At 57.7% G+C, this 20,820-nt stretch carries 22 protein-coding genes and 1 tRNA gene; 21 read left to right on the top strand and 2 right to left on the bottom strand.

All coding sequences use genetic code 11. The features are described 5' to 3' along the window. The first annotated feature begins 46 nt into the window (after positions 1 to 46). The 17 genes from soxX to K3J57_RS07210 all read left to right on the top strand — a co-directional run bounded on the left by soxX (position 47) and on the right by K3J57_RS07210 (position 15,533). A complete protein-coding gene (gene soxX / locus K3J57_RS07290) occupies positions 47 to 529 on the top strand; it encodes a sulfur oxidation c-type cytochrome SoxX (RefSeq protein WP_259774490.1) in 483 nt (160 codons plus the stop codon). Positions 530 to 570: 41 nt separating this feature from the next. Then, on the top strand, positions 571 to 987 hold the full coding sequence (gene soxY, locus K3J57_RS07285) for a thiosulfate oxidation carrier protein SoxY (RefSeq protein ID WP_173487018.1): 417 nt from the start codon (positions 571 to 573) through the stop codon (positions 985 to 987). 81 nt (positions 988 to 1,068) lie between these two features. Further along, positions 1,069 to 1,398: a thiosulfate oxidation carrier complex protein SoxZ gene (soxZ, locus tag K3J57_RS07280; RefSeq protein ID WP_173487019.1), complete on the top strand. Its 330-nt coding sequence runs from the start codon at positions 1,069 to 1,071 to the stop codon at positions 1,396 to 1,398. 114 nt (positions 1,399 to 1,512) lie between these two features. After that, on the top strand, positions 1,513 to 2,361 hold the full coding sequence (gene soxA / locus K3J57_RS07275; protein ID WP_259797681.1) for a sulfur oxidation c-type cytochrome SoxA: 849 nt from the start codon (positions 1,513 to 1,515) through the stop codon (positions 2,359 to 2,361). Between the two features lie 99 nt (positions 2,362 to 2,460). Continuing rightward, the gene (soxB, locus tag K3J57_RS07270; protein ID WP_259794737.1) at positions 2,461 to 4,158 is read left to right on the top strand and encodes a thiosulfohydrolase SoxB; all 1,698 of its coding nucleotides are present in this window, start codon (positions 2,461 to 2,463) and stop codon (positions 4,156 to 4,158) included. A 105-nt stretch (positions 4,159 to 4,263) separates the two neighbouring features. Continuing rightward, positions 4,264 to 5,559, top strand: coding sequence for a sulfite dehydrogenase (gene soxC / locus K3J57_RS07265; protein ID WP_259797680.1), 1,296 nt, complete (start codon positions 4,264 to 4,266; stop codon positions 5,557 to 5,559). Next, positions 5,543 to 6,580 carry a c-type cytochrome gene (locus tag K3J57_RS07260; RefSeq protein ID WP_259797679.1) on the top strand — a complete coding sequence of 346 codons (1,038 nt, stop codon included), beginning with the start codon at positions 5,543 to 5,545 and terminating at the stop codon, positions 6,578 to 6,580. Before soxC ends, K3J57_RS07260 begins: the two co-directional genes overlap by 17 nt. Positions 6,581 to 7,026: 446 nt before the next feature. Then, the gene (locus tag K3J57_RS07255) at positions 7,027 to 7,410 is read left to right on the top strand and encodes a DUF302 domain-containing protein (RefSeq protein WP_259787033.1); all 384 of its coding nucleotides are present in this window, start codon (positions 7,027 to 7,029) and stop codon (positions 7,408 to 7,410) included. A 90-nt stretch (positions 7,411 to 7,500) separates the two neighbouring features. Then, positions 7,501 to 7,932, top strand: coding sequence for a YeeE/YedE family protein (locus K3J57_RS07250; protein ID WP_173487025.1), 432 nt, complete (start codon positions 7,501 to 7,503; stop codon positions 7,930 to 7,932). A 4-nt stretch (positions 7,933 to 7,936) separates the two neighbouring features. Then, positions 7,937 to 8,389: a YeeE/YedE family protein gene (locus K3J57_RS07245; RefSeq protein ID WP_259797678.1), complete on the top strand. Its 453-nt coding sequence runs from the start codon at positions 7,937 to 7,939 to the stop codon at positions 8,387 to 8,389. A 13-nt stretch (positions 8,390 to 8,402) separates the two neighbouring features. After that, the gene (locus tag K3J57_RS07240) at positions 8,403 to 9,290 is read left to right on the top strand and encodes an MBL fold metallo-hydrolase (RefSeq protein WP_259794733.1); all 888 of its coding nucleotides are present in this window, start codon (positions 8,403 to 8,405) and stop codon (positions 9,288 to 9,290) included. A 67-nt stretch (positions 9,291 to 9,357) separates the two neighbouring features. After that, the gene (locus tag K3J57_RS07235; protein ID WP_139231508.1) at positions 9,358 to 9,693 is read left to right on the top strand and encodes a protein tyrosine phosphatase family protein; all 336 of its coding nucleotides are present in this window, start codon (positions 9,358 to 9,360) and stop codon (positions 9,691 to 9,693) included. Positions 9,694 to 9,754: 61 nt separating this feature from the next. Further along, complete coding sequence (locus tag K3J57_RS07230; RefSeq protein WP_259794731.1) at positions 9,755 to 11,533, top strand: SulP family inorganic anion transporter; 1,779 nt, start codon at positions 9,755 to 9,757, stop codon at positions 11,531 to 11,533. A gap of 68 nt (positions 11,534 to 11,601) precedes the next feature. After that, entirely contained in the window at positions 11,602 to 12,369 is a 768-nt protein-coding gene (locus tag K3J57_RS07225; protein WP_173487029.1) for an SDR family NAD(P)-dependent oxidoreductase, read from the top strand. 194 nt (positions 12,370 to 12,563) lie between these two features. Beyond that, positions 12,564 to 13,247 (top strand): calcium-binding protein, encoded by a 684-nt coding sequence (locus K3J57_RS07220; RefSeq protein ID WP_259786910.1) that lies wholly within the window; start codon positions 12,564 to 12,566, stop codon positions 13,245 to 13,247. A gap of 138 nt (positions 13,248 to 13,385) precedes the next feature. Then, positions 13,386 to 14,228 (top strand): calcium-binding protein, encoded by an 843-nt coding sequence (locus tag K3J57_RS16040; RefSeq protein WP_311196507.1) that lies wholly within the window; start codon positions 13,386 to 13,388, stop codon positions 14,226 to 14,228. A gap of 228 nt (positions 14,229 to 14,456) precedes the next feature. Then, positions 14,457 to 15,533, top strand: coding sequence for an NAD(P)/FAD-dependent oxidoreductase (locus K3J57_RS07210; protein WP_259797677.1), 1,077 nt, complete (start codon positions 14,457 to 14,459; stop codon positions 15,531 to 15,533). Between the two features lie 52 nt (positions 15,534 to 15,585). Here K3J57_RS07210 and K3J57_RS07205 read toward each other — a convergent pair. After that, positions 15,586 to 15,675 (bottom strand) — tRNA-Ser (locus tag K3J57_RS07205). Between the two features lie 186 nt (positions 15,676 to 15,861). Between K3J57_RS07205 and K3J57_RS07200 the strand changes: the two genes are divergently transcribed. From K3J57_RS07200 to K3J57_RS07190, 3 genes are all read left to right on the top strand, one after another. Beyond that, positions 15,862 to 16,710 (top strand): DUF2059 domain-containing protein, encoded by an 849-nt coding sequence (locus tag K3J57_RS07200; protein ID WP_259797676.1) that lies wholly within the window; start codon positions 15,862 to 15,864, stop codon positions 16,708 to 16,710. Then, a complete protein-coding gene (locus tag K3J57_RS07195; RefSeq protein WP_259797675.1) occupies positions 16,710 to 17,564 on the top strand; it encodes a DUF2059 domain-containing protein in 855 nt (284 codons plus the stop codon). Before K3J57_RS07200 ends, K3J57_RS07195 begins: the two co-directional genes overlap by 1 nt. 108 nt (positions 17,565 to 17,672) lie before the next feature. Beyond that, positions 17,673 to 18,686: a TDT family transporter gene (locus K3J57_RS07190; protein WP_259777368.1), complete on the top strand. Its 1,014-nt coding sequence runs from the start codon at positions 17,673 to 17,675 to the stop codon at positions 18,684 to 18,686. A 113-nt stretch (positions 18,687 to 18,799) separates the two neighbouring features. Here the strand turns inward: K3J57_RS07190 and K3J57_RS07185 are convergent, their stop codons facing one another. Then, a complete protein-coding gene (locus K3J57_RS07185) occupies positions 18,800 to 19,159 on the bottom strand; it encodes an MmcQ/YjbR family DNA-binding protein (RefSeq protein ID WP_259797674.1) in 360 nt (119 codons plus the stop codon). Between the two features lie 212 nt (positions 19,160 to 19,371). Between K3J57_RS07185 and cysS the strand changes: the two genes are divergently transcribed. Beyond that, complete coding sequence (gene cysS / locus K3J57_RS07180) at positions 19,372 to 20,769, top strand: cysteine--tRNA ligase (RefSeq protein ID WP_259797672.1); 1,398 nt, start codon at positions 19,372 to 19,374, stop codon at positions 20,767 to 20,769. Positions 20,770 to 20,820 lie beyond the last annotated feature (51 nt).

Here is a 20,820-nt window from a genome sequence, read left to right as displayed (position 1 = left end):
TACTTCACATGCGTAACTTGGCCTCACAACGGTCATGGGAGGTATTATGAAGCGGACAAAGATCACGCTCGCCGTTCTGTTTGCTGGCGTAACGCTGGCGGGAACGGTGCAGGCCGAAGTGGTGGCGCCGGGCGCTGTCGCATTCAACGAAGATGGCGCGGTGGACATGTCGCTGACCGGGGTTCCCGGCGACGTCATGGAAGGCGCCAAGGTCGTCTCGACCAAATCCATGGGCAATTGCATTGCCTGTCACGAAATCACCGATCTTGCTGATGTGCCGTTCCACGGCGAGGTGGGGCCGCTGCTGGATGGGGCGGGCGACCGCTGGACCGCCGCTGAGCTGCGCGGCATCCTGGTGAACGCCAAGGTTCTTTTCGAAGACACGGTCATGCCGTCCTTTTACAAGACCGACGGGTTCAATCGTCTGGGCAAGGCCTATACCGGTAAAGCCCATGAGGGCGAGGTGGAGCCGCTGCTGAGTGCACAGCAGATCGAAGATGTCGTCGCCTATCTGATGACGCTGAAATAAGCGTGTCAGAGAGCTGACAAAAAAACTCACAGGAGAGAGAAATGAAATTCACACGTCGTGAAGCTCTGGCTCTTGGTCTCGGTGCGACTGCCGTGGCCATGCTGCCGATGCGGGCAAGTGCGGCCGCCGATGAGGCGATCGCCGCCTTTACCGGGGGCGCAGAACTGGGGGCAGGGGGCATCACGCTGACCGCTCCGGAAATCGCGGAAAACGGCAACACCGTTCCGGTTTCCGTGGACGCACCCGGTGCGGCTTCGATCCTTATTCTGGCCGCTGGCAACCCGACACCGGGCGTGGCCCAGTTCAACTTTGGCCCGGCGGCCGGGTCGCAAGCGGCTTCGACCCGTATTCGTCTGGCCGGCACCCAGGACGTGGTTGCGATCGCCAAGATGGCTGATGGCAGTTTTGTTCAGGCGCAATCGACCGTGAAGGTCACCATCGGCGGCTGCGGCGGCTAAACGCGGTGTAATCCCGGCAAAATTGGAAACCGGTTTTGTGTTTCGGGATTGTGACCGCTCAAGAAATTGGAGCATGAAGACATGGCAAAAGGTGTAAAACCCCGCGTGAAAGTTCCCAAGTCGGCTGCTGCTGGCGATGTGGTGACGCTCAAGACCCTGATCAGCCACAAGATGGAATCGGGTCAGCGCAAGGATAAGGACGGCAACGTCATCCCGCGCTCGATCATCAACCGTTTTACCTGCGAGTTCAACGGCGCATTGGTTGTGGATGTGGCAATGGAAAGCGCGATTTCCACCAACCCGTATTTCGAGTTTGAAGCCAAGGTGGATGCCGCAGGTGATTTCAAATTCACCTGGTATGATGATGACGGGTCTGTTTACGAAGAAACCAAACCGATCAAGGTCGCCTGAGGCCCCAGAAAAGAAGGCCCGCCGCCAGGGGACGCGGCGGCGGAGCCCCATAACAAGAGCGCATTTGCGCCAACCCACCGAAAAGGGTCGTAACGCCTTAGGGAGGTAAAACATATGAAATATGGCATGACAGCATTGCTGGCCGCCGGCGCCATCATGGGGGCGGGTTTCGCCAGTGCTGATGAAAATGCGGAACTGATCGTCAATGGTGAGATTGATATCGTCACCCGCACCGCGGCACCGGCGCATCTGGCCGACAGTCTGGACGAGGTGATTTCGGGCTGGGTCTTTCGCTCTGACCAGACCCAGACCATGCAACAGGATGATTTCGACAATCCCGGGATGCTTGGTGTCGAAAACGGGATCGAAATCTGGAACACCGTGGATGGCAGCAAGGGGAAATCCTGTGCTGATTGTCATGGTGAACCGGAAAAGATGGCTGGTGTAAAAGCCGTTTATCCCAAGTGGAATGATAAGGCCGAAACGGTGTTCACGCTTCAGATGGCGGTGAACAATTGCCGTGAGAACGCGATGGGCGCGGAACCGTGGAAAACGGATGCCTCTGATGCCATTGATATCGAAGGGCTGCTGGCCTCTGTGTCGCGTGGCATGCCGGTGAACGTGGCCATTGATGGCCCCGCCCAGGCAACCTGGGAATTGGGCAAAGAGCTGTATTATACCCGCACCGGTCAGCTGGACCTGTCCTGCGCCAACTGCCACGAGCAGAACTATGGCAACATGATCCGTGCTGACCACCTGTCACAGGGTCAGATCAATGGCTTCCCGACATATCGCCTGAAAAATGCCAAGCTCAATGGGGTGCATTCGCGCTTCAAGGGCTGTGTGCGTGATACGCGTGCCGAAACCTTCAGCCCCGGCTCGGATGAGTTCATTGCGCTGGAGCTTTATGTGGCGTCGCGTGGCAATGGTCTGTCGGTTGAAGGGCCTTCGGTCCGTAACTGAGTTTGATCCCGCCCGGGCGCAGGTTCGGGCGGGATTTCTTTAGCTGAATATATTCGGGGTTTTGCATATAACGCCCCGCCCAACTCTAGGAAACCGCACATGATCTCTCGTCGCGACTTTCTCCAGGTCTCAATGGCCGCATCGGCACTTTATGGCGCATCGGGCTTTGGCAACTGGGCCAAACTGGCAGCGAGCCAGGCCTTGACGCAAGATGACCTTCTGAATTTCGACACGTTCGGCAATGTCAGCCTGATCCATATCACGGACATCCACGCCCAGCTGAAACCGATCTATTTCCGCGAGCCCGAGATCAACCTTGGTGTTGGCGCGGCCAACGGCCAGATGCCCCATGTGACGGGTGCGGATTTCCGCAAGGCCTACGGGATCGAGGATGGGTCTCCGTCGGCTTACGCGCTGACATATAACGATTTTTCCTCTTTGGCGCAGGCCTATGGCAAGGTCGGTGGCATGGACCGGGTGGCGACCGTGGTGAACGCCATTCGTGCTGATCGTCCCGATGCGCTGCTCTTGGATGGGGGCGATACTTGGCATGGCTCCTACACCTGTCACCATACGCAAGGGCAGGATGTGGTGAATGTGATGAACGCGCTGAAACCCGATGCGATGACCTTCCACTGGGAATTCACCCTTGGGTCTGAACGGGTGAACGAGATCGTCGAGGGTCTGCCCTTCGCAGCCCTTGGTCAGAACATCTTTGACGCGGAATGGGACGAACCCGCCGAGCTGTTCAAGCCTTACAAGTTCTTTGAACGTGGTGGCGTGAAGGTGGCCGTGATTGGTCAGGCCTTCCCCTATATGCCGATTGCCAACCCGCGCTGGATGTTCCCGGAATACTCGTTTGGGATCCGTGACGAAAACATGCAGGCCATGGTGGATGAAGTGCGCGCGGCGGGCGCCGAACTGGTTGTTGTCCTCAGCCACAACGGCTTTGACGTGGACAAGAAGATGGCCAGCCGCGTGACCGGCATCGACGTGATCCTGTCAGGCCACACCCATGACGCGCTGCCCGAGCCGGTGCAGGTCGAACAGACCTTCATCATTGCTTCGGGCTCAAACTCGAAATTCGTCAGCCGCGTGGATCTGGATGTGCGCGATGGTAAGATGATGGGCATCCGCCATAAGCTGATCCCGATCTTCGCTGATGTGATCACCCCGGACGCCACAATCACCAAACTGATTGATGAGCAGCGCGCGCCTTATGAGGCTGAGTTGAATGAGGTGATCGGCACCACCGATACGCTCTTGTATCGTCGCGGCAATTTCAACGGATCGTGGGATGACCTGATCTGTGACGCGCTGATCAATGAGCGTGAAGCAGACATCGCCATGTCGCCCGGCGTGCGCTGGGGGCCGAGCATTCTGCCGGGGCAGGACATCACCCGTGAAGATATCTGGAACGTGACGTCCATGTCCTACGGTGAAGCCTACCGCACGGAAATGACCGGTGAGTTCATTCACACGATCCTCGAAGATGTGGCCGATAACCTGTTCAACCCCGATCCCTATTATCAGCAGGGCGGCGACATGGTGCGCATCGGCGGTATGGGCTACCGGATTGATGTGAGCAAACCGCAAGGCTCGCGCATCACCGAGATGACGTTGCTGAAAACCGGTGAAGCGATTGATCCGGCGAAAAACTATGTCGTGGCTGGTTGGGCCTCGGTCAATGAAGGCACCGAAGGGCCGCAGATCTGGGATGTGGTGGAAAGCCATATCCGCAAACAGGGCACAATCAAACTTGATCCGAACAACTCGGTCAGCGTGGTCGGCGCCTAAGTCATTCGGTCTGGATGCCCCCGGCTCAAGGGGGTGTCCGGGCGATTTTTTCACGCCTTTACATGCATGTAGGCGAATAATTTGATGCAATAGGAGAGATGCCAGATGAGTGACAGCTCCAACAATCAAGGCGGGTCGGTGCAGACATCCCGCCGTGGGTTTCTGAAAGGGGCCGCCGCCAGTGGGGTGGCAATTGGTGCCGCCGGTGCCGCGCAGGCAGCAGGGGATGATCCGCTGATCACCGAGGTGCAGGAATGGGCCTCGGGGCTGGGCGACGGGGTGGATGCCTCGCCTTACGGGATGCCGATCGAATTCGAAAGCGACGTCGTGCGCCGCAATGTGGAATGGCTGACCGCTGACACGATTTCGTCGATCAACTTCACGCCGATCCACGCGCTGGACGGCACGATCACCCCGCAGGGCTGTGCGTTTGAGCGTCACCACTCGGGCGCGATTTCGCTGAAGAAAGAAGACTATCGCCTGATGATCAACGGGCTGGTCGATACGCCGCTGGTCTTTACCTATGAGGACCTCGAACGCTTCCCGCGCGTGACCCAGACCTTCTTTCTCGAATGTGCCGCCAATACCGGTATGGAATGGGCCGGCGCGCAGCTCAATGGCTCGCAATACACCCACGGCATGATCCACAATATGGAATATACCGGCGTCACCCTGCGCACGCTTCTGGAAGAGGCGGGCATGAGCGCCGTGGGCGACATCAAGGACAAATGGGTCTATGTCGAAGGCGCCGATGCCTCGTCGAACGGGCGGTCCATTCCGCTGGAAAAGGCGCTCGACGACTGCATGATCGCCTTCAAGGCCAATGGTGAAGCCCTGCGGATGGAGCATGGTTATCCGGTCCGTCTGGTTGTGCCCGGTTGGGAAGGCAATATGTGGGTCAAATGGCTGCGCCGGATCGAGATCATGGACAAGCCGGTGGAAAGCCGCGAAGAGACCTCGAAATACACCGACACGCTGGAAGATGGCACCTCGCGCAAATGGACCTGGGTGATGGATGCGAAATCCGTTGTCACAAGCCCCAGCCCGCAAATGCCGATCAAACATGGCAAAGGTCCGTTGGTGGTCACCGGTCTGGCCTGGTCTGGCCGTGGTGCGATCACTGCGGTGGATGTCTCACTTGATGGTGGTGTGACCTGGCAAGAGGCCCGTCTGGCAGAACCGGGCAAACCGATGGCGCTGACCCGCTTTTACCTCGATATCAACTGGCAGGGCGAAGAGATGTTCCTGCAGTCGCGGGCGATGGATGAAACCGGTTACGTGCAACCCACCAAGGCGCAGCTGCGCGAAGTGCGCGGCCTGAATTCGATCTATCACAACAACTGTATCCAGACCTGGCATGTCAATGCGAACGGGGAGGCCAACAATGTCGAAGTTTCCTAAATTCCTGATGGCGGCTTCGGTTGCTGCCCTGACCGCCGCCCCCGCCATGGCTGAAAAACTGGGTCTTGGCCGCGCCGCGACCCCGGCAGAAGTGGCCGCGTGGGATCTGGATGTCTTCCCGGACGGGTCGAACCTGCCGGAAGGATCGGGGGATGTCTGGACCGGCGAAACCGTGTTTGCCGACAATTGTGCGGTCTGCCATGGTGATTTTGCCGAAGGGGTGGACAATTGGCCAAAGCTCTCGGGCGGGGCGGATACGCTGGCGGATGAGGATCCGCTGAAAACGGTGGGCAGCTATTGGCCCTATCTGTCGACCACTTTTGACTATGTGCGCCGGTCCATGCCGTTTGGCGGGGCGCAGACCCTGTCTGATGACGACGTTTATGCGATTGTCGCCTATATCCTCTATTCCAACGACCTGGTGGAGGATGATTTCACCCTGTCGAAAGAAACATTCCTTTCGGTCGAGATGCCGAATGCAGAAGGGTTTATCGTGGATGACCGCGATGCGACGGAACTGGGCAAGTTTACCAATCGCTGCATGGCAGATTGCAAACCGGCGGCGGTGACAATCACCAAACATGTGGTGTTCCCAGGGGATCCGAATGCCGGCGCTGAGCCCGCGGAAACGGCGGCTGCGACGCCGGTTGAAGAGGTGGCCCCCGCCGCAGGAGCAGAGACCGCAGCCATGGAAATCGACGCACAACTTGCAGAGCAAGGGGCCAAGGTCTTCAAGAAATGCAAGGCCTGTCACAAGGTCGGTGAAAAGGCCAAGAACAGCACCGGCCCGATCCTGAATGGCATCTGGGGACGGGCAGCGGCCACCGTGGACGGGTTCAAATACTCAAAAGCCATGGAAGCCGCTGGTTCTGAAGGGCTGGTTTGGAATGAAGAGACGCTTTCGGGCTATCTTGCGTCCCCCAAGAGCTATCTCAAGGGGAACAAGATGAGTTTTGCAGGTCTGAAAAAGGACGCAGATATCTCCGCCGTTCTTGAGTTCCTCAAATCAAACAGCCAGTGAAAATCGCTGTCTGACAAAACAGGAAAAACGCCGGGTCCGCCCTGGCGTTTTTTCGTCTGGGGGCGTTGAGGTCTGTTTTGGGCCGGTTGGTAAGTATAAGATTGTGAACGAAAATACGCCTGAACTCTTGTTCTGATAGCTCCAAATGACCGTAAGCCGAACTCATTCTGATCGACATGACGGACCCAGCATGTGTCACTGGTTTGTCCCGAAACGCTTTTAGGACTCCGAGGCAAGATCGTGCGACCGAAAGGGGTAGGATATTGCCTGTATGCTGAAAAATGAATATGTTCACAATATCACCCGCTGCCAACCGGATTTGTCCCGGACATGGCGGTGACATCTTAATCTCTGTCACGAAAGTTTTCCTTATGCGCATGTTGCTTACCGCCACCCTGACCGGACTTTGTCTGACCGTTCCCGCCTTTGCAGATGGTCACCAGAAAATGGAGCATAGCGGGTCGATCACATATAAATTTGATGGCGCGTTCGATGACGCCACCTTTGCCGTTGAAAGTGCAATTGTGGGGGCCGGCCTGAAGATCGACTATACCAGCCATGTGGGAGAGATGTTGGCGCGCACGGCTGAAGATGTCGGGTCTGATGTGAAGCTTTTCGATAATGCGGATATTTTCGTTTTCTGCTCGGCCGTGGTGAGCCGCCGCGTGATGGAAGCAGATCCGACCAACCTTGCGTTTTGCCCCTACGGAATCTTCGTTTCCGACCGCGAAGGTCAGGTGGAAGTGGGCTATCGCAAATATCCAGATGGCCCCATGCAGGAAGTTCAGGCGCTGCTCGACAGCATCGTGCGCGAAGCGGTGGCCGAGTAACGCCCGCCGCCGGTATCGGAAACGGGAGAGTTGACGGCGCTTCCTTGCACAGTGAGGGTGGAGGAGCGTCAACATAAGGAGAAACGCGCCATGGAAACGGAATTTACACCTCTCGCATCCACCGTCGGGGGACTGCTGATCGGTGTTGCTTCGGTCTTTTTGATGTGGGCCCGGGGAAATATCCTTGGGGCCACAGGTATCCTGACCGGGTTTCTGGCCCCACGGAATTCCAGCGATTGGGCCTGGCGTGCTGCGATCCTGGCCGGAATGTTGAGCGGGCCGTTTCTCTACCTGTTCATGGCGGGATCTCTGCCAGCCATCGACGTTCCAGTCAGTCGCTTGTCGATGATCATTGGCGGGTTTGTGGTCGGGATCGGGGTGACTTACGGGTCGGGATGCACCTCCGGCCATGGTGTCTGTGGCATGGCGCGCTTTTCCCCGCGCTCGATTGTGGCCACAGCCTGTTTCATGCTGGGCACGGCCGTGATGGTCTATGTCACCCGCCACGTGATCGGAGGGTGATGCAATGCCTTTGCTGCTGATTTTTGTCATTGGCGCGATATTTGGCCTCGGGATCTCCGTGTCCGGCATGGCCAACCCCGCCAAGGTTCTGAACTTCTTTGACATTGCCGGAAGCTGGGACCCCAGCCTGGCTTTTGTCATGGGGGGTGCACTTGCGGTCACCATTCCCGGTTACTGGTGGGTGTTTCGTCGGGGGCGCCCGGTTCTGGAAGCCAGCTTCACCCTGCCGGGCACGCGCCTGATCGACCGTAAACTGGTTCTGGGCAGCGTCACGTTCGGGCTGGGGTGGGGGCTGGCCGGGTTCTGTCCCGGGGCGGCCCTTCCTGTGCTCTCTACCGGAAATTCAGATGTGGCAATCTTTGTGCTGGCGATGCTGGCGGGGTTGTTTGTGGCGCGGTGGGCCATTGCCCGGCAGGCGCGTCTGTCCACGTCACCCCCCGAACAAACTCCAAGCTGAGAAAGGACGTGTCATGAGCGATTATCCCATCAACACCGACCTGACCCCTGAGGTGACGGGGTTTTTCGACCCTGCCACCAACACGATTTCCTATGTGGTGAAAGATCCGCTAAGCCGCGCCTGCGCGGTGATCGACAGCGTTATGGATATCGATTATTTCGCCGGTCGGATCACCCATGAAAATGCTGACCAGATCATTGACCATATTCAGGCGCACGACCTTGAGCTTGAGTGGTTGATCGAAACCCATGTCCATGCGGATCACCTGTCCGCCGCGCCCTATATTCAGAGCAAGCTGGGGGGTAAGCTCGGCATTGGGTCCAAAATCACCGTGGTGCAGGACGTGTTTGGAAAAATCTTCAACGAGGGGACGGAGTTTCAGCGGGACGGCAGCCAGTTCGATTGCCTGTTTGAAGAGGGCGACACCTATATGATCGGCACGATGCAGGCGTTTGTCATGCACACGCCGGGCCATACGCCTGCCTGCATGGTGCATGTGATCGGGGATGCCGCTTTTGTGGGGGATACCCTGTTCATGCCCGATGGCGGCTCGGCGCGTGCGGATTTTCCCGGCGGGGACGCAGGCGTTCTTTACGATTCGATCCAGAAAGTCCTTGCCCTGCCGGACCAGATCCGTCTGTTCATGTGCCACGATTATGGCCCCAACGGGCGCGACATTCAGTGGGAGACCAGCGTTGGGGCGGAAAAGATGCACAATATCCACGTCGGAGGCGGCAAGACGAAAGAAGAATTCGTGGCCTTCCGCACGGAGCGGGATGCGCAACTTGATATGCCCAAGTTGATTATCCCTTCATTGCAGGTCAATATGCGCGCCGGAGAAATGCCACCGGCGGACAAGGATGGCCGCACCTTTCTCAAGGTGCCGGTGAATACGCTTTGACAGATTGGGGAAACCCCATCCGGTGGCGGTAAACAGGATCCTTTCGGGGAAAAATGAGGGCAGCAAAATGATGGCAAAGAAGCTGAGCGACCGCGTGACCGTGGCGCCGCAAATCGCGGTGTCGGATGTGGCCGCGATCAAACAGGCCGGGTTTACGACCCTGGTCTGCAATCGACCTGATAACGAAGACCCCGGACAGCCGAGCTGGGCCGAAATCGAGGCTGCCGCCAAAGCGGAAGGCATGGCAACCTCTTTCCTGCCCATGAGCAACCGCGAAGACGCCTTGAAAGTGATGGGCGAATTTACCCGGCTGATGGAGGAGGCTCCGGGGCCGATCTTTGCCTATTGCCGCTCTGGCACCCGTTGCGAAATCCTTTGGATGACCTGCGAAGCCAACCGATAACCTTTCCCGCCCCGCCCATCGGCGGGGCGTTTTCAATCCTGTTTCTCTCCCCGGATTTTCCATGTTTAATTTGATACCCTGTCGGGCGGGCCTGTCCCGCCACATTCCGATATTGGATTGGGGGCGCAGCTATCGCCGTCAGGACCTGTCGGCGGATGCCATGGCGGCAGTGATTGTGACCATCATGCTGATCCCGCAATCTCTGGCCTATGCGCTTCTGGCCGGGTTGCCTGCGGAAATGGGGCTTTACGCCTCGATCCTTCCGCTGATTGCCTATGCGATATTTGGCAGCTCTCGTGCGCTTGCGGTGGGGCCGGTTGCGGTGGTCAGCCTGATGACGGCCGCGGCAATCGGCAAGCTGGGGCTGAGTGATCCGGCGCAGATCGCACTGGCGGCCATGACGCTGGCGTTTTTGTCGGGGGGCATTCTTCTGATCATGGGCGTGTTTCGCCTTGGTTTTCTGGCCAATTTCCTCAGCCATCCGGTGATTGCAGGGTTTATCACCGCCTCTGGCCTGCTGATTGCCGCAAGTCAGCTGAAACATATCCTTGGCATTCAGGCGAATGGTCATTCGCTGTTTCAGATCGTGTCGACGATCCTGACCCATCTGCACGAGATCAACCTGATCACCTTTGCCCTGGGAGGGGGGAGCGTGGCGTTTTTGCTTTGGGTGCGCAAGGGGCTGAAATCTGCGGCAACCCGGTTGGGCGCCAGCACGCGATTGGCAGATATTCTGACCAAAGCCGGGCCGGTTGGGGCGGTGGTCGTGACGGCCTGGCTCTCATGGCAGTTTGATTTGCAGGGACACGGGGTTGCAATTGTCGGGGCGGTGCCGCAGGGACTGCCTCCGCTGACCTCTCCCAGTTTCGATCTCGGGTTGTGGTCGGACCTGATCGGTGCGGCGCTTTTGATCTCGATCATCGGTTTTGTCGAAAGCGTATCAGTGGCCCAGACGCTGGCCACAAAGAAACGCCAGCGTATCGTGCCCGATCAGGAGCTGGTAGGGCTTGGCGCTTCGAATATCGCAGCCGCCATAAGTGGTGGGTATCCGGTCACGGGCGGGTTTGCGCGTTCGGTCGTGAATTTCGATGCGGGTGCCGAAACCCCGGCTGCGGGGGCGTTCACGGCAATTGGCATCACGCTTGCCGCGCTTTTCCTGACGCCATTCCTTTATTTTCTGCCCAAGGCCACGCTGTCCGCAACGATCATTGTCGCCGTGCTCAGCCTGGTGGATTTCAAAATTCTGCGGGCAACCTGGTCGTATCATCGCGGGGATTTTGCCGCCGTTCTGGTCACCATCCTGCTGACCCTCGGGTTCGGGGTCGAGCTTGGCGTGTCTGCCGGGGTGGTTCTGTCGATTGTCCTTTACCTGCACAAAACCTCGCGCCCGCATATCGCTGAGGTCGGGTTGTTGCCCGGCACCCAGCATTTTCGCAATATCGACCGGCATGATGTCTGGACCCATCCGGCCCTTGTCACGCTGCGTCTTGATGAAAACCTCTATTTTGCCAATGCCAGATTTACCGAGGACTATCTTCTGGAGCGGGTCTCTCGGGGGCAGGTTAAGCATGTCGTCCTGATGTGTTCAGCGGTGAATGAGATTGACCTCTCAGCGCTTGAGACATTGGAGGAGCTGAACCTGCGCCTTCGGGATATGGGGATCACTCTCAGCCTTTCTGAGGTCAAGGGACCGGTCATGGACCGGTTGTCGCACACCCATTTCCTTAAATCGCTCAGTGGGGATGTCTACCTGACCCAGTTTGCAGCCATGCAGTCGCTTGGACCTGTGGATGGGGGGAAAGCGTACCGGATGCAGGACGCTGCGTCATTTTTTCGCTGAATTGAACGGTTGTGCAATTCCTGTTAAGCGGGTTCGGACTGAGCCGTGGTAGAGGTTGGGAGACCCAAATGCAGATTACCGAAAACACTGTTGCCGTCGTATCCGGTGGGGCCTCGGGCCTGGGGGGCACCGTTGCCCGTACACTTGCCAAAGCCGGGGCCAAAGTTGGAATTTTTGACCTGAACGAAGATGCCGGGCAGGCCATGGCCGCAGAAATTGGTGGTGCCTTTGCCAAGGTGGATGTGTCTGACGCGGCGTCTGTGGCTGCGGGGTTTGAAACGCTGCGCTCAGCCCATGGTCAGGAACGGATCATGGTGAACTGCGCCGGGATTGCACCTGCGGCCAAGACCCAGTCCAAGGGCGTGGCCCATGATGCGGCCCTGTTTGCGAAAGTCATTGCCGTGAATATGATTGGTACGTTCAACTGCGCCAGTCAGGCGGCGGCTGGCATGGCCTCTGCCGATCCGGTTACCGAGGACGGAGAACGGGGTGTCATTGTGAATACCGCCTCCATTGCAGCGTTTGACGGGCAAATTGGTCAGCTGGCCTACGCGTCGTCAAAAGGGGGGGTCGTGGGCATGACCCTGCCGATGGCGCGCGACCTGATGCGCGACGGCATCCGCGTGATGGCCATTGCGCCTGGCATTTTCAAAACACCGATGGTGGCGGGGCTTCCGCAGGAAGTTCAGGACAGCCTTGGCGCGCAGGTCCCATTCCCGTCCCGTCTGGGCGATCCGAATGAGTTTGCCGCTCTGGCCCGGCATATCGTGGAAAACCCGATGCTGAATGGTGAGGTGATCCGCCTGGATGGAGCAATCCGCATGGCGCCGCGCTGACCCCCAAAACCTTTCGGGATTGGAAAAGCGGGTTTCGGCCCGCTTTTTTCGTTCGTGGCAGAGCGTCACGTCGATAAATACATTTTTCGACAAATTCCGATTATTTTTAATTTGGAAACAATTCTCCATTTAGTCGTTTTTTAGAGATTTCCCTCCAGCCTGCCACTGAAAGTTCGCTGTGCTGGAGGTTGAAAATGTTTGGTGTCGCGCTGGTTCTGCCGTTGCTTGGCCTGGCTCTGGGTATGATGGGAAGCCTTGAGGAGGTGAGTGACAAACCTTCGGAAGGTGATGATCTCATTGATAAAAGCTCTCAGGACGTGGGGGTGGATCTTGTGGCTCATGCAGGGGATGACACCGTGGTCGGCACCGAAGGCGACGATTTCATTTCTGTCGGGGACGGTGATGATGTTGCCATTGGCGGAGGTGGAGAAGATGTGATTGAGGGGGGGGCAGGGGATGACTTCCTGTCAGGCAATACGCTGGGCGAAACCTATGGTGAGGTGTTTGACGATCATGCTCCTGACCTTCTTAAGGGAGGAGAGGGGAATGACACGCTGATCGGCTATGGTGATGAAACGCTGATTGGGGGCGCAGGCGCGGACAGCCTTCATCTTATTCATGACATGAACAATGATGACGTTCCCAGTATCGAAGATTTTGATCCGGATGAAGACCAGATTATTATTTACCTTCAGGGTGTTGACGATGGAGACGAGGTCGAGGTCAGTGCCGAAACGACGCCTGAGGGGATTGCTTTGACCATTCAGGCTGGCGAGGAGGAGGCAATTGTTCATGTGGCCGGGGACAACCTGACCACGCAGGGAATGGATTTCAGTTTTCTGAAGCTAAAAGTTGCGGAAATGCCAACCGCGGCTTGAGGCGGCAAGACCCGCAGAATGCAACTGTTTCTGATTGGGAAACGAGGCGCCATGTTTTTGCCCGATTTTGACATTGTCAACCACAGGTCGGCTCTTTACTTTCTATTCATAATTGAAAAATGAAATTGGAGAGTCGCCATGTTGTGGTTGTTTGCCCTGATCCCCCTGGTTGCAGGTGGCTTTATCATCGACAGTTGGTCCGACAATGATGATGAGGTGGAGGACGCTGAAACTCCTGATGTGACGGTGACGGATGGTGATGAAAACGGGTCTGGTGATGGCGGGGACACGGACAACAGTGGTTCGGATGGTGACGGGCCTGTGACGGTCAACGGCAGTTCAGATGCTGATGTGGTCAACGAGCAAAACAGCAAGCACGACACTTTGGTAACTCTGCGTGATGGCGACGATGTTGCAAGCACGGGGGCGGGAGATGACGAGATCTACGGCGGTGCGGGCAATGATGCCCTTTTTGCCGGGGCGGGGAATGACCTGCTGAGCGGCGGCAAAGGCAATGATATTCTGGTTGGCGGCGACGGCGAAGATCAGTTGTTTGGTCACGAAGGTGCTGATGCGCTTTGGGGCGGGAGCTTTTCGTCGGATGGCACGGACATAATCGATGACCTTGCAGCGGATACCTTGTCCGGAGGGTGGGGGGCAGACACCCTGGTCGGAGGGGCGTCCGACGTTCTGACAGGCGGCGAAAAAGCCGATATGTTTTACGCGATCCAAAACGGCGCCGAAGAAGGAAACGCGCCGGTTGTGACCGATTTCGAGAGCGGTTTGGACACTCTTGGCGTGATCGTTGAAGATGATGACCCGTCCTCCGATCATGTCAGTTTCCAGGAAAACGCTGACGGGACCGGCGTCGACATGTTCTACCGCTCGGTAAAGGTGATGACGCTTGAAGGCCGCGCGGTGGACGATTTTGAAAATGTCGTCGTTGATGTGGTTGTGGCAAGCGCGCAAAACGCAGCCTGATCCATCAAGGCCTGTCCGCAAGGTTTTCTGGGCAGGTCTTGAGCGTCAAGCTCACACCTTATTTCCAGCCATAACCTGCAAAGCTGCGCTTGTGCCGGTGCGTGATGATGGCTGGAATTCTGGCTCAGTCCGGGAAAACCTATGGCTCCCCGATGGTTCCCTGTGCCAAAAGAGAGGGGCGTGATGCCGAACAGGCCTCGCAATCAGCATCAAACAGGAGCCGTCTTTTTGTCGAAACGCGTTGTGATCATTGGGGGTGGGTTTATCGGTTTCGAACTGGCTCGGGCGCTGGACGCGCTGGCCGATGTTACCTTGATCGAAGCGCAAACCCATTTTGTCCATGCGCCTGCCATGTTGCGGGCCGTGGTCAATCCTGATCTTCTGGAACGGGCGCTGATCCCTTATGACAAGCTGTTGAAACGCGGTCGGGTCATACGGGCCCGGGCCACGCAGGTTTTGCCCGACGGCGTGCGTCTGGAGGGAGGGGAAACTGTCCCGGCAGATTTTATCGTGGTGGCGACAGGGGCCAAAAACGCGGCGCCGTTTCGCCCCCAATCCCATGATATTTTAGAATTCAGAAAGGAACTGGATCGGGTCCATGCGCAATTACTGGATGCCCGCTCGGTCCTGATTGTGGGGGCTGGGGCCGTTGGGGTGGAACTGGCTGGTGAAATCTCTCACGCCTTTCCAGACAAGACGCTTACCCTGATTTCTGGCGCCACCCGGCTGTTTCCGGAATTTCCCCAGTCACTCGGGAAAACAATAACCAGAAAGCTTCGCGCAGCAGGCGTCGAGATCCAATTTGGGCAGCGCGCAACTGATCTTGAAAATCGAACCATACCCTATGCAGGAAAGGTGCAACTGGCAGATGGGCAGGAGCTGGAGGCCGACCTTGTTTTTCCTGCTCTGGGGGCAGAGGCAAAATCTGATCTTCTCACCAGCCTGCCAGGTGTGAAAATCGCCAGCTGTAACCGGGTCAAAGTGGATGTCTGGATGCGCCCTTCGCGCTATCCCAACGTTTTTGCTGCGGGTGATGTTGCAGATATAGGGGATGCGATGACCGTGGTGGCGACCACGCGACAGCTGCCCTGGCTGATCAAGACGTTTCGCGCGATCGTCAGGGGGAAAACGGTCGAGGAGCTGAGGCCGTATACCCCGTGGGCGCGCCCGCCGATCCTGCTTCCTCTCGGTCCGAAACATGGCGCGTCTTACCTGTCATACCTGACGGTCGGGGATATCCCCACCTCTCTCATCAAGGGCAGAGATCTGTTCCTGACCAAGTTCAATAAGGCGATGGGTCGCTGACAATCCCGCCGGGTTGAGGGGGGGGGAATCTTTTAGCGATCTCAGGGGTAAATGGCGGAGAGACAGGGATTCGAACCCTGGGTGGGCTTGCACCCACAACGGTTTTCGAGACCGCCCCGTTCGACCACTCCGGCACCTCTCCGCGGGGGGTGAGGGGGATTTAGATCGACTAAACCGGATGCGCAACCCCCAATTTTGAGAAAAGTCTGAAATGAGGAAGAAAAGTCGGCGCTTTTCCACTCCTTTGGTTTTTTGCCCCCCTTGTCCGGATCCCGCCCGCAGTCTAGGCTTTTGTAAACCTGCCTTTGTGTACGGAGATAAAACAAAGATGTTTCAAAGAGTTCTTAGCCTTATTCTGACCCTCTTTCTGGTCGCAGTTTCCCCGGTCCAGACAAGCTTTGCTCAAGGCAGCGAGCCGGGCGCGGATCGGGACAAAATTCGCGAATTTCTTGAGGTGACCGGCTTTGATGTGGCCATTGCCTCAATTCAACAAGGGGCCATGGCGGGGCCCGCGCTGACGGGGGCCGCTCCGGATCAGTTCGGGCGCAACTGGGTGCGTCTGGCAGAACAGGTTTTTGCCCCTGACAAGATGGTCGATGATGCGGTTGACATGATCGAAGCGGTGATGCCTGCGGATCTGCTTGATCATGGCGTGGTGTTTTATGGCAGTGATCTGGGAAAACGCGTCGTGGCGGTTGAGAATGAAAGCCATATGGTTGAAGACGCAATCCGGCAGACCGAGGGCGAAAAACTTGTCGACGAGCTGCTTGAGGACAGAAGCCCGCGCCTTGATGTCTTCAAGGCAATGTCGCAATCGGTTGGAAGCACGGATGTTGCGATCCGGTCCATTGTCGAAATTCAGGTCCGCTATCTGATGGCGGCTGCGGCTGCGGGCGCAACGGATCTTGAAATTGGCGAAGAGGACCTGCGCGGCATGCTGATGGCGCAACAGGGAGAGATGCGGCGGAGCATTGAGGTTCATGGCCTTGTCGCCAACGCCTATACCTATCGCAGCCTTAGCGATCAGGAGCTGATTGATTATCTTTCCGCTCTGCAATCGCCCCAGATGATGCAGGTCTATGAAATCCTGAACGCTGTGCAATACGAGATCATGGCGGATCGTTATGAACGTCTGGCCACCCAGCTTGGCCGTCTGCAACCGGAATCGGAGCTTTGATGCAACCTGTCCGTCAATGGCATGTTCTGGCCCTAAGGGTGATGGCAACTCTGCTGATGCTTGGGGCGGTGTTGCCCGGTGTGGCGACGGCGCAGGCCAGTTCATTCGACCGGTTCTGGAACGCGCTGCAGCTGCAGGAAACCCTGACAATCGTGCGCGAAGAGGGTCATAGTTACGCGCTTGAGGCGGCAGAGCAATTGACTGGACGGCCAAGTGATCGGTTTTGGCGGCGCGAGGTGGATCAGATCTATGATCTGGAGCGGATGACAGCACAGGTGCGCGCCGATCTGCAGCAGGCAATGGTTGGGCGTGATCTGGGCGCGGCCCTGACTTACTACGAAAGCAAGGCCGGACAACAGGTGATTGACCTCGAGATTTCAGCCCGGCGTGCCTATCTGGCCCCAGGGGTGGACGAAGCCGCGCGCGAGGCCTGGTATGGTGGTGGCAATGTTGGCACACGCGCCGACCTTATCCGCAGAATTATCCGGGATGGGGAACTGATCGAGCGCAATGTCGTCGGGGCGCTCAACAGCAATTTCGCATTCCTCACCGCCTTTGCGCAATCTGGCCCGAATGAGGGGATGGTGCTGGATGAACGCGCCATTCTTGATGAGGTCATGAGCGAGGAAGATGCACTTCGGCTTGATACGGCTGAATGGCTTTATGGCTATCTTTCGCTCGCATATGGTCCGCTGTCTGAACAGGCATTGGAAGAGCTGGCCGAGATATCCGACAGCCCAGCGGGACGGCATCTGAACGATGTTCTGTTCTTGGGGTTTGATCCGATGTTCGAAGATCTCGCCCGGCGGCTGGGGGTGGCGGCAGGGCAGGCCTTGCTGCAACAGGATCTCTGACCGGATCTCCAATCCGACGGCCTGCGGCAAAAAGGCAAGCTGGGGGTTTCACCCTTTCCTCTGCGCAGCCTGCGTTTTATCCAATTGGAAACACCAAAGGATCCAAGCATGTCTGACGCGCCACAGAAAAAAGCACCGTATTTTCCTGCGCCCAAGCCGATCCCGCCCAAGGCCGGGTTGTTCCAGCGCACCCCTCCAGCCATGTTCCCTCCGCTTTTTGGTTTGTTCGGTCTGGGGCTGGCGTGGCGCCGCGCCTCTGAAAGCTTTGCGATGCCATCGGAAATCGGAGAGATGATACTGGGGGCTGTGACGCTTCTTTTTCTGTTTTCGGTTGCGGCCTATCTGATCAAGCTCACCCGGCGCCCCGGTGTGTTCGTCGAAGATCTGCGGGTTCTTCCGGGCCGGGCCGGTCTCGCCTCGATGGGGCTGGCGGGCTATCTGATGGCGGCAGCTCTGGTCATCTATTCGCCTTTCTGGGCATTGGTGACCCTATGCCTCGCCGGGCTCTGGCATCTGGCTGTTGTGCTGACAGTGTTGCGCATTCTCATTGCGTCCGCGCCAGAGGGGCGGGCGGTCACACCAGTCTGGCACCTCACCTTTGTCGGCTTCATTGTCGGGCCAATCGCCGCATTGCCGCTTGGTCTGCACAGTTACGCGCAGGCCGTGTTCTGGGTCACCCTTGTGATTGCGGCCGGGATCTATGGGGCCAGTGCGCTGGCCTTTGCAAAGAAAACGGTTCCCGCACCTCTGCGGCCCCTTCTGGCGATCCATCTTTCGCCAATCAGCCTTTTGGGAACGGTGGCCTATCTGTTGGGGGATGCGCAATTTGGACAGGCCCTGGCGTGGGTCGCAATTGTGGTTTTCGCGGTGCTGGTTGCCTCCGCACGCTGGTTGACGGCGGATGGATTCAGCCCATTCTGGAGCGCCTTCACCTTCCCTCTGGTGGCGTTCTCGACCCTGATGCAGATCACCTGGCTTGCGGGCGGCGGAGAGGTTTTCCGTCTGCTCGGGGGGCTGAGCCTGATTTTCGCCACGCTGATCGTTCCGCCGATTGCCTTCCGGATCCTGAAACTTTGGGCAAAGGGCGTGCTGGCTGTGAAAACCAATGCGGCTCAGGCTTGAAGATAGGCCCAAGGCATGTCGCCCCTGTTCCTGTGCATAAAACTCAGGGGGGAACGGCCTGTCGTTCTCGGGCAATGCCCTCCTAAAGCGTTTCGGGGTAAACTTAAAACGCTTTAGCCATCCTCCCAGGGGGGCAGGGTCGCCTGCAGCTTTTTGCTCAGGGATTTGCGGATAATCCCATAAGAGCGTTCAATCCGGTGGCGAAGTTCATTTTCGCCCGCCCCGAACGGAACCCGCACCCAGGATTTGTGGAAATAGGGCGCCTTCTCCGCGACCCCGGCCTCTTTCAGCATGTCTGCTGTTGCCACATCGGCACATTTTACCGAAACGCCATCCGTGTCGACAGACATGGCCGCAAAGATCTTGCCACCCACTTTCCAGATATCGTGATCCTCGGGCGTTTTCCCAAATGGATGGGTCAGCTCGGCGCCCGGCAGGGCGTGACACAGCGCGGTTGCAAAGGCTCGGGACATCCTACACTCCAAACTTGCTCTTGGACCAAATCCTTGCTACCAAGCCGTCATGAAACGGACAAGCACCCTCATTATTTGCTGCATTCCCTGCTGAGATATCTCGGCGGGTCGTTTCTTCATTTCCAAATCAATGTGAAGTCGCTAAACCCGCCACAAAAGTGGTGTGTCCAGACGTATACAATTCGCCGCGTGGGGCGGGACAAGAGGCCGATATGACAGAGATTAAGATTTACAACACCAAGGCACGCGCCAAGCAGGTGTTTGAGCCGCTGGACCCCGAAAATGTGCGCCTCTATGTCTGCGGTCCAACCGTTTATGATCGCGCCCATCTGGGCAATGCGCGTCCTGTTGTGGTGTTTGACGTTCTGCAACGGCTGCTGCGTCATGTGTATGGCGCGGATCATGTGACCTATGTGCGCAATTTCACCGATGTGGATGACAAGATCAACGCCACCGCGCTTTCCCGCAAAGAGGCCGGCGCCGAGGGCACGCTTGAAGAACTGGTGCATGAACGCTCGAACGAGACCATCGACTGGTATCTCAAGGACATGGGCGCATTGGGTGCGCAGGAACCCGATCAGATGCCGCGCGCAACTGAATATATCGCGCCGATGATTGCGATGATCGAGGAGCTGATTGCCAAGGGCCACGCCTATCCGGACGGGGCGGGGCATGTGCTCTTTTCCGTGAAAAGCTATGACAATTATGGCGCGCTGTCTGGCAGGTCGGTGGATGACATGATCGCTGGCGCGCGGGTTGAAGTGGCGGACAACAAACGCGATCCGATGGATTTTGTGCTGTGGAAACCGTCCAGTGATGACTTGCCCGGTTGGGACAGCCCCTGGGGGCGCGGCCGCCCCGGCTGGCACATCGAATGCTCTGCCATGTCGCTGGAACTGCTGGGCGCGTCTTTCGATATCCATGGCGGCGGCAACGACCTGCAATTCCCGCATCATGAAAACGAAATTGCCCAGTCGAAATGCGCCCACCCGGAAGGCGATTTCGCGCGCTATTGGATGCATAATGAAATGCTGCAGGTTGAGGGCAAGAAAATGTCCAAATCCCTGGGCAATTTCTTCACCGTGCGCGATTTGCTGGACCAGGGCGTGCCCGGCGAGGTGATCCGTTTTGTCTTCCTCGGCACCCACTATCGCAAGCCGATGGACTGGACCGAGAAGAAGCGGGGCGAGGCGGAGGCGACCTTGCGCAAGTGGTATGCACAATTGGCGGATGACACCTCCCCAGCGCGGGCTTCTGATGGCGTCATTGCTGCGCTTGCGGATGATCTGAATACTTCACAAGCAGTCACTGTTCTTCATGGTCTTAGCAATCTGTCAGAGTTGTCCGGGCTAAAAGGTGGAATGGAGCTCCTCGGCCTATGGAATGGTCAGGTGCCGGAATGGGCAGCGGTATCAACTGTCGACCTGTCTGCCCTCGCCGCCAAGCTACACGAGGTTCGCCTTGCTGCAATGGAAACCAAGGACTTCTCTGCCGTGGATGCTTTGAAAGCCGCCCTGACGGAGGCAGGTGTACAGATCCGCATGTCGAAAGACGGGGTGGAGCTGGAACCCGGCCCGACATTCGATGCAGCGAAGCTGGACGGGATTTAGGCTCTGACCCGCGGGCGTGTCCCGCTTCGCGCCCGACCCGCCCCCCAGGGC

Source organism: Aliiroseovarius crassostreae (assembly GCF_025137635.1).
Lineage (GTDB): Bacteria > Pseudomonadota > Alphaproteobacteria > Rhodobacterales > Rhodobacteraceae > Aliiroseovarius > Aliiroseovarius crassostreae.
The sequence above is the reverse complement of the archived record's forward strand: the minus strand, read 5'-3'. Positions and strand labels throughout refer to the sequence as shown.

Bases quoted from the DNA above. Each gene is read 5' to 3' on its own strand.
- soxX (WP_259774490.1), top strand. From the start codon at position 47: ATGAAGCGGACAAAGATCACGCTCGCCGTTCTGTTTGCTGGCGTAACG.
- soxY (WP_173487018.1), top strand. From the start codon at position 571: ATGAAATTCACACGTCGTGAAGCTCTGGCTCTTGGTCTCGGTGCGACT.
- soxZ (WP_173487019.1), top strand. From the start codon at position 1,069: ATGGCAAAAGGTGTAAAACCCCGCGTGAAAGTTCCCAAGTCGGCTGCT.
- soxA (WP_259797681.1), top strand. From the start codon at position 1,513: ATGAAATATGGCATGACAGCATTGCTGGCCGCCGGCGCCATCATGGGG.
- soxB (WP_259794737.1), top strand. From the start codon at position 2,461: ATGATCTCTCGTCGCGACTTTCTCCAGGTCTCAATGGCCGCATCGGCA.
- soxC (WP_259797680.1), top strand. From the start codon at position 4,264: ATGAGTGACAGCTCCAACAATCAAGGCGGGTCGGTGCAGACATCCCGC.
- K3J57_RS07260 (WP_259797679.1), top strand. From the start codon at position 5,543: ATGTCGAAGTTTCCTAAATTCCTGATGGCGGCTTCGGTTGCTGCCCTG.
- K3J57_RS07255 (WP_259787033.1), top strand. From the start codon at position 7,027: ATGGAGCATAGCGGGTCGATCACATATAAATTTGATGGCGCGTTCGAT.
- K3J57_RS07250 (WP_173487025.1), top strand. From the start codon at position 7,501: ATGGAAACGGAATTTACACCTCTCGCATCCACCGTCGGGGGACTGCTG.
- K3J57_RS07245 (WP_259797678.1), top strand. From the start codon at position 7,937: ATGCCTTTGCTGCTGATTTTTGTCATTGGCGCGATATTTGGCCTCGGG.
- K3J57_RS07240 (WP_259794733.1), top strand. From the start codon at position 8,403: ATGAGCGATTATCCCATCAACACCGACCTGACCCCTGAGGTGACGGGG.
- K3J57_RS07235 (WP_139231508.1), top strand. From the start codon at position 9,358: ATGATGGCAAAGAAGCTGAGCGACCGCGTGACCGTGGCGCCGCAAATC.
- K3J57_RS07230 (WP_259794731.1), top strand. From the start codon at position 9,755: ATGTTTAATTTGATACCCTGTCGGGCGGGCCTGTCCCGCCACATTCCG.
- K3J57_RS07225 (WP_173487029.1), top strand. From the start codon at position 11,602: ATGCAGATTACCGAAAACACTGTTGCCGTCGTATCCGGTGGGGCCTCG.
- K3J57_RS07220 (WP_259786910.1), top strand. From the start codon at position 12,564: ATGTTTGGTGTCGCGCTGGTTCTGCCGTTGCTTGGCCTGGCTCTGGGT.
- K3J57_RS16040 (WP_311196507.1), top strand. From the start codon at position 13,386: ATGTTGTGGTTGTTTGCCCTGATCCCCCTGGTTGCAGGTGGCTTTATC.
- K3J57_RS07200 (WP_259797676.1), top strand. From the start codon at position 15,862: ATGTTTCAAAGAGTTCTTAGCCTTATTCTGACCCTCTTTCTGGTCGCA.
- K3J57_RS07195 (WP_259797675.1), top strand. From the start codon at position 16,710: ATGCAACCTGTCCGTCAATGGCATGTTCTGGCCCTAAGGGTGATGGCA.
- K3J57_RS07190 (WP_259777368.1), top strand. From the start codon at position 17,673: ATGTCTGACGCGCCACAGAAAAAAGCACCGTATTTTCCTGCGCCCAAG.
- K3J57_RS07185 (WP_259797674.1), bottom strand. From the start codon at position 19,159: ATGTCCCGAGCCTTTGCAACCGCGCTGTGTCACGCCCTGCCGGGCGCC.
- cysS (WP_259797672.1), top strand. From the start codon at position 19,372: ATGACAGAGATTAAGATTTACAACACCAAGGCACGCGCCAAGCAGGTG.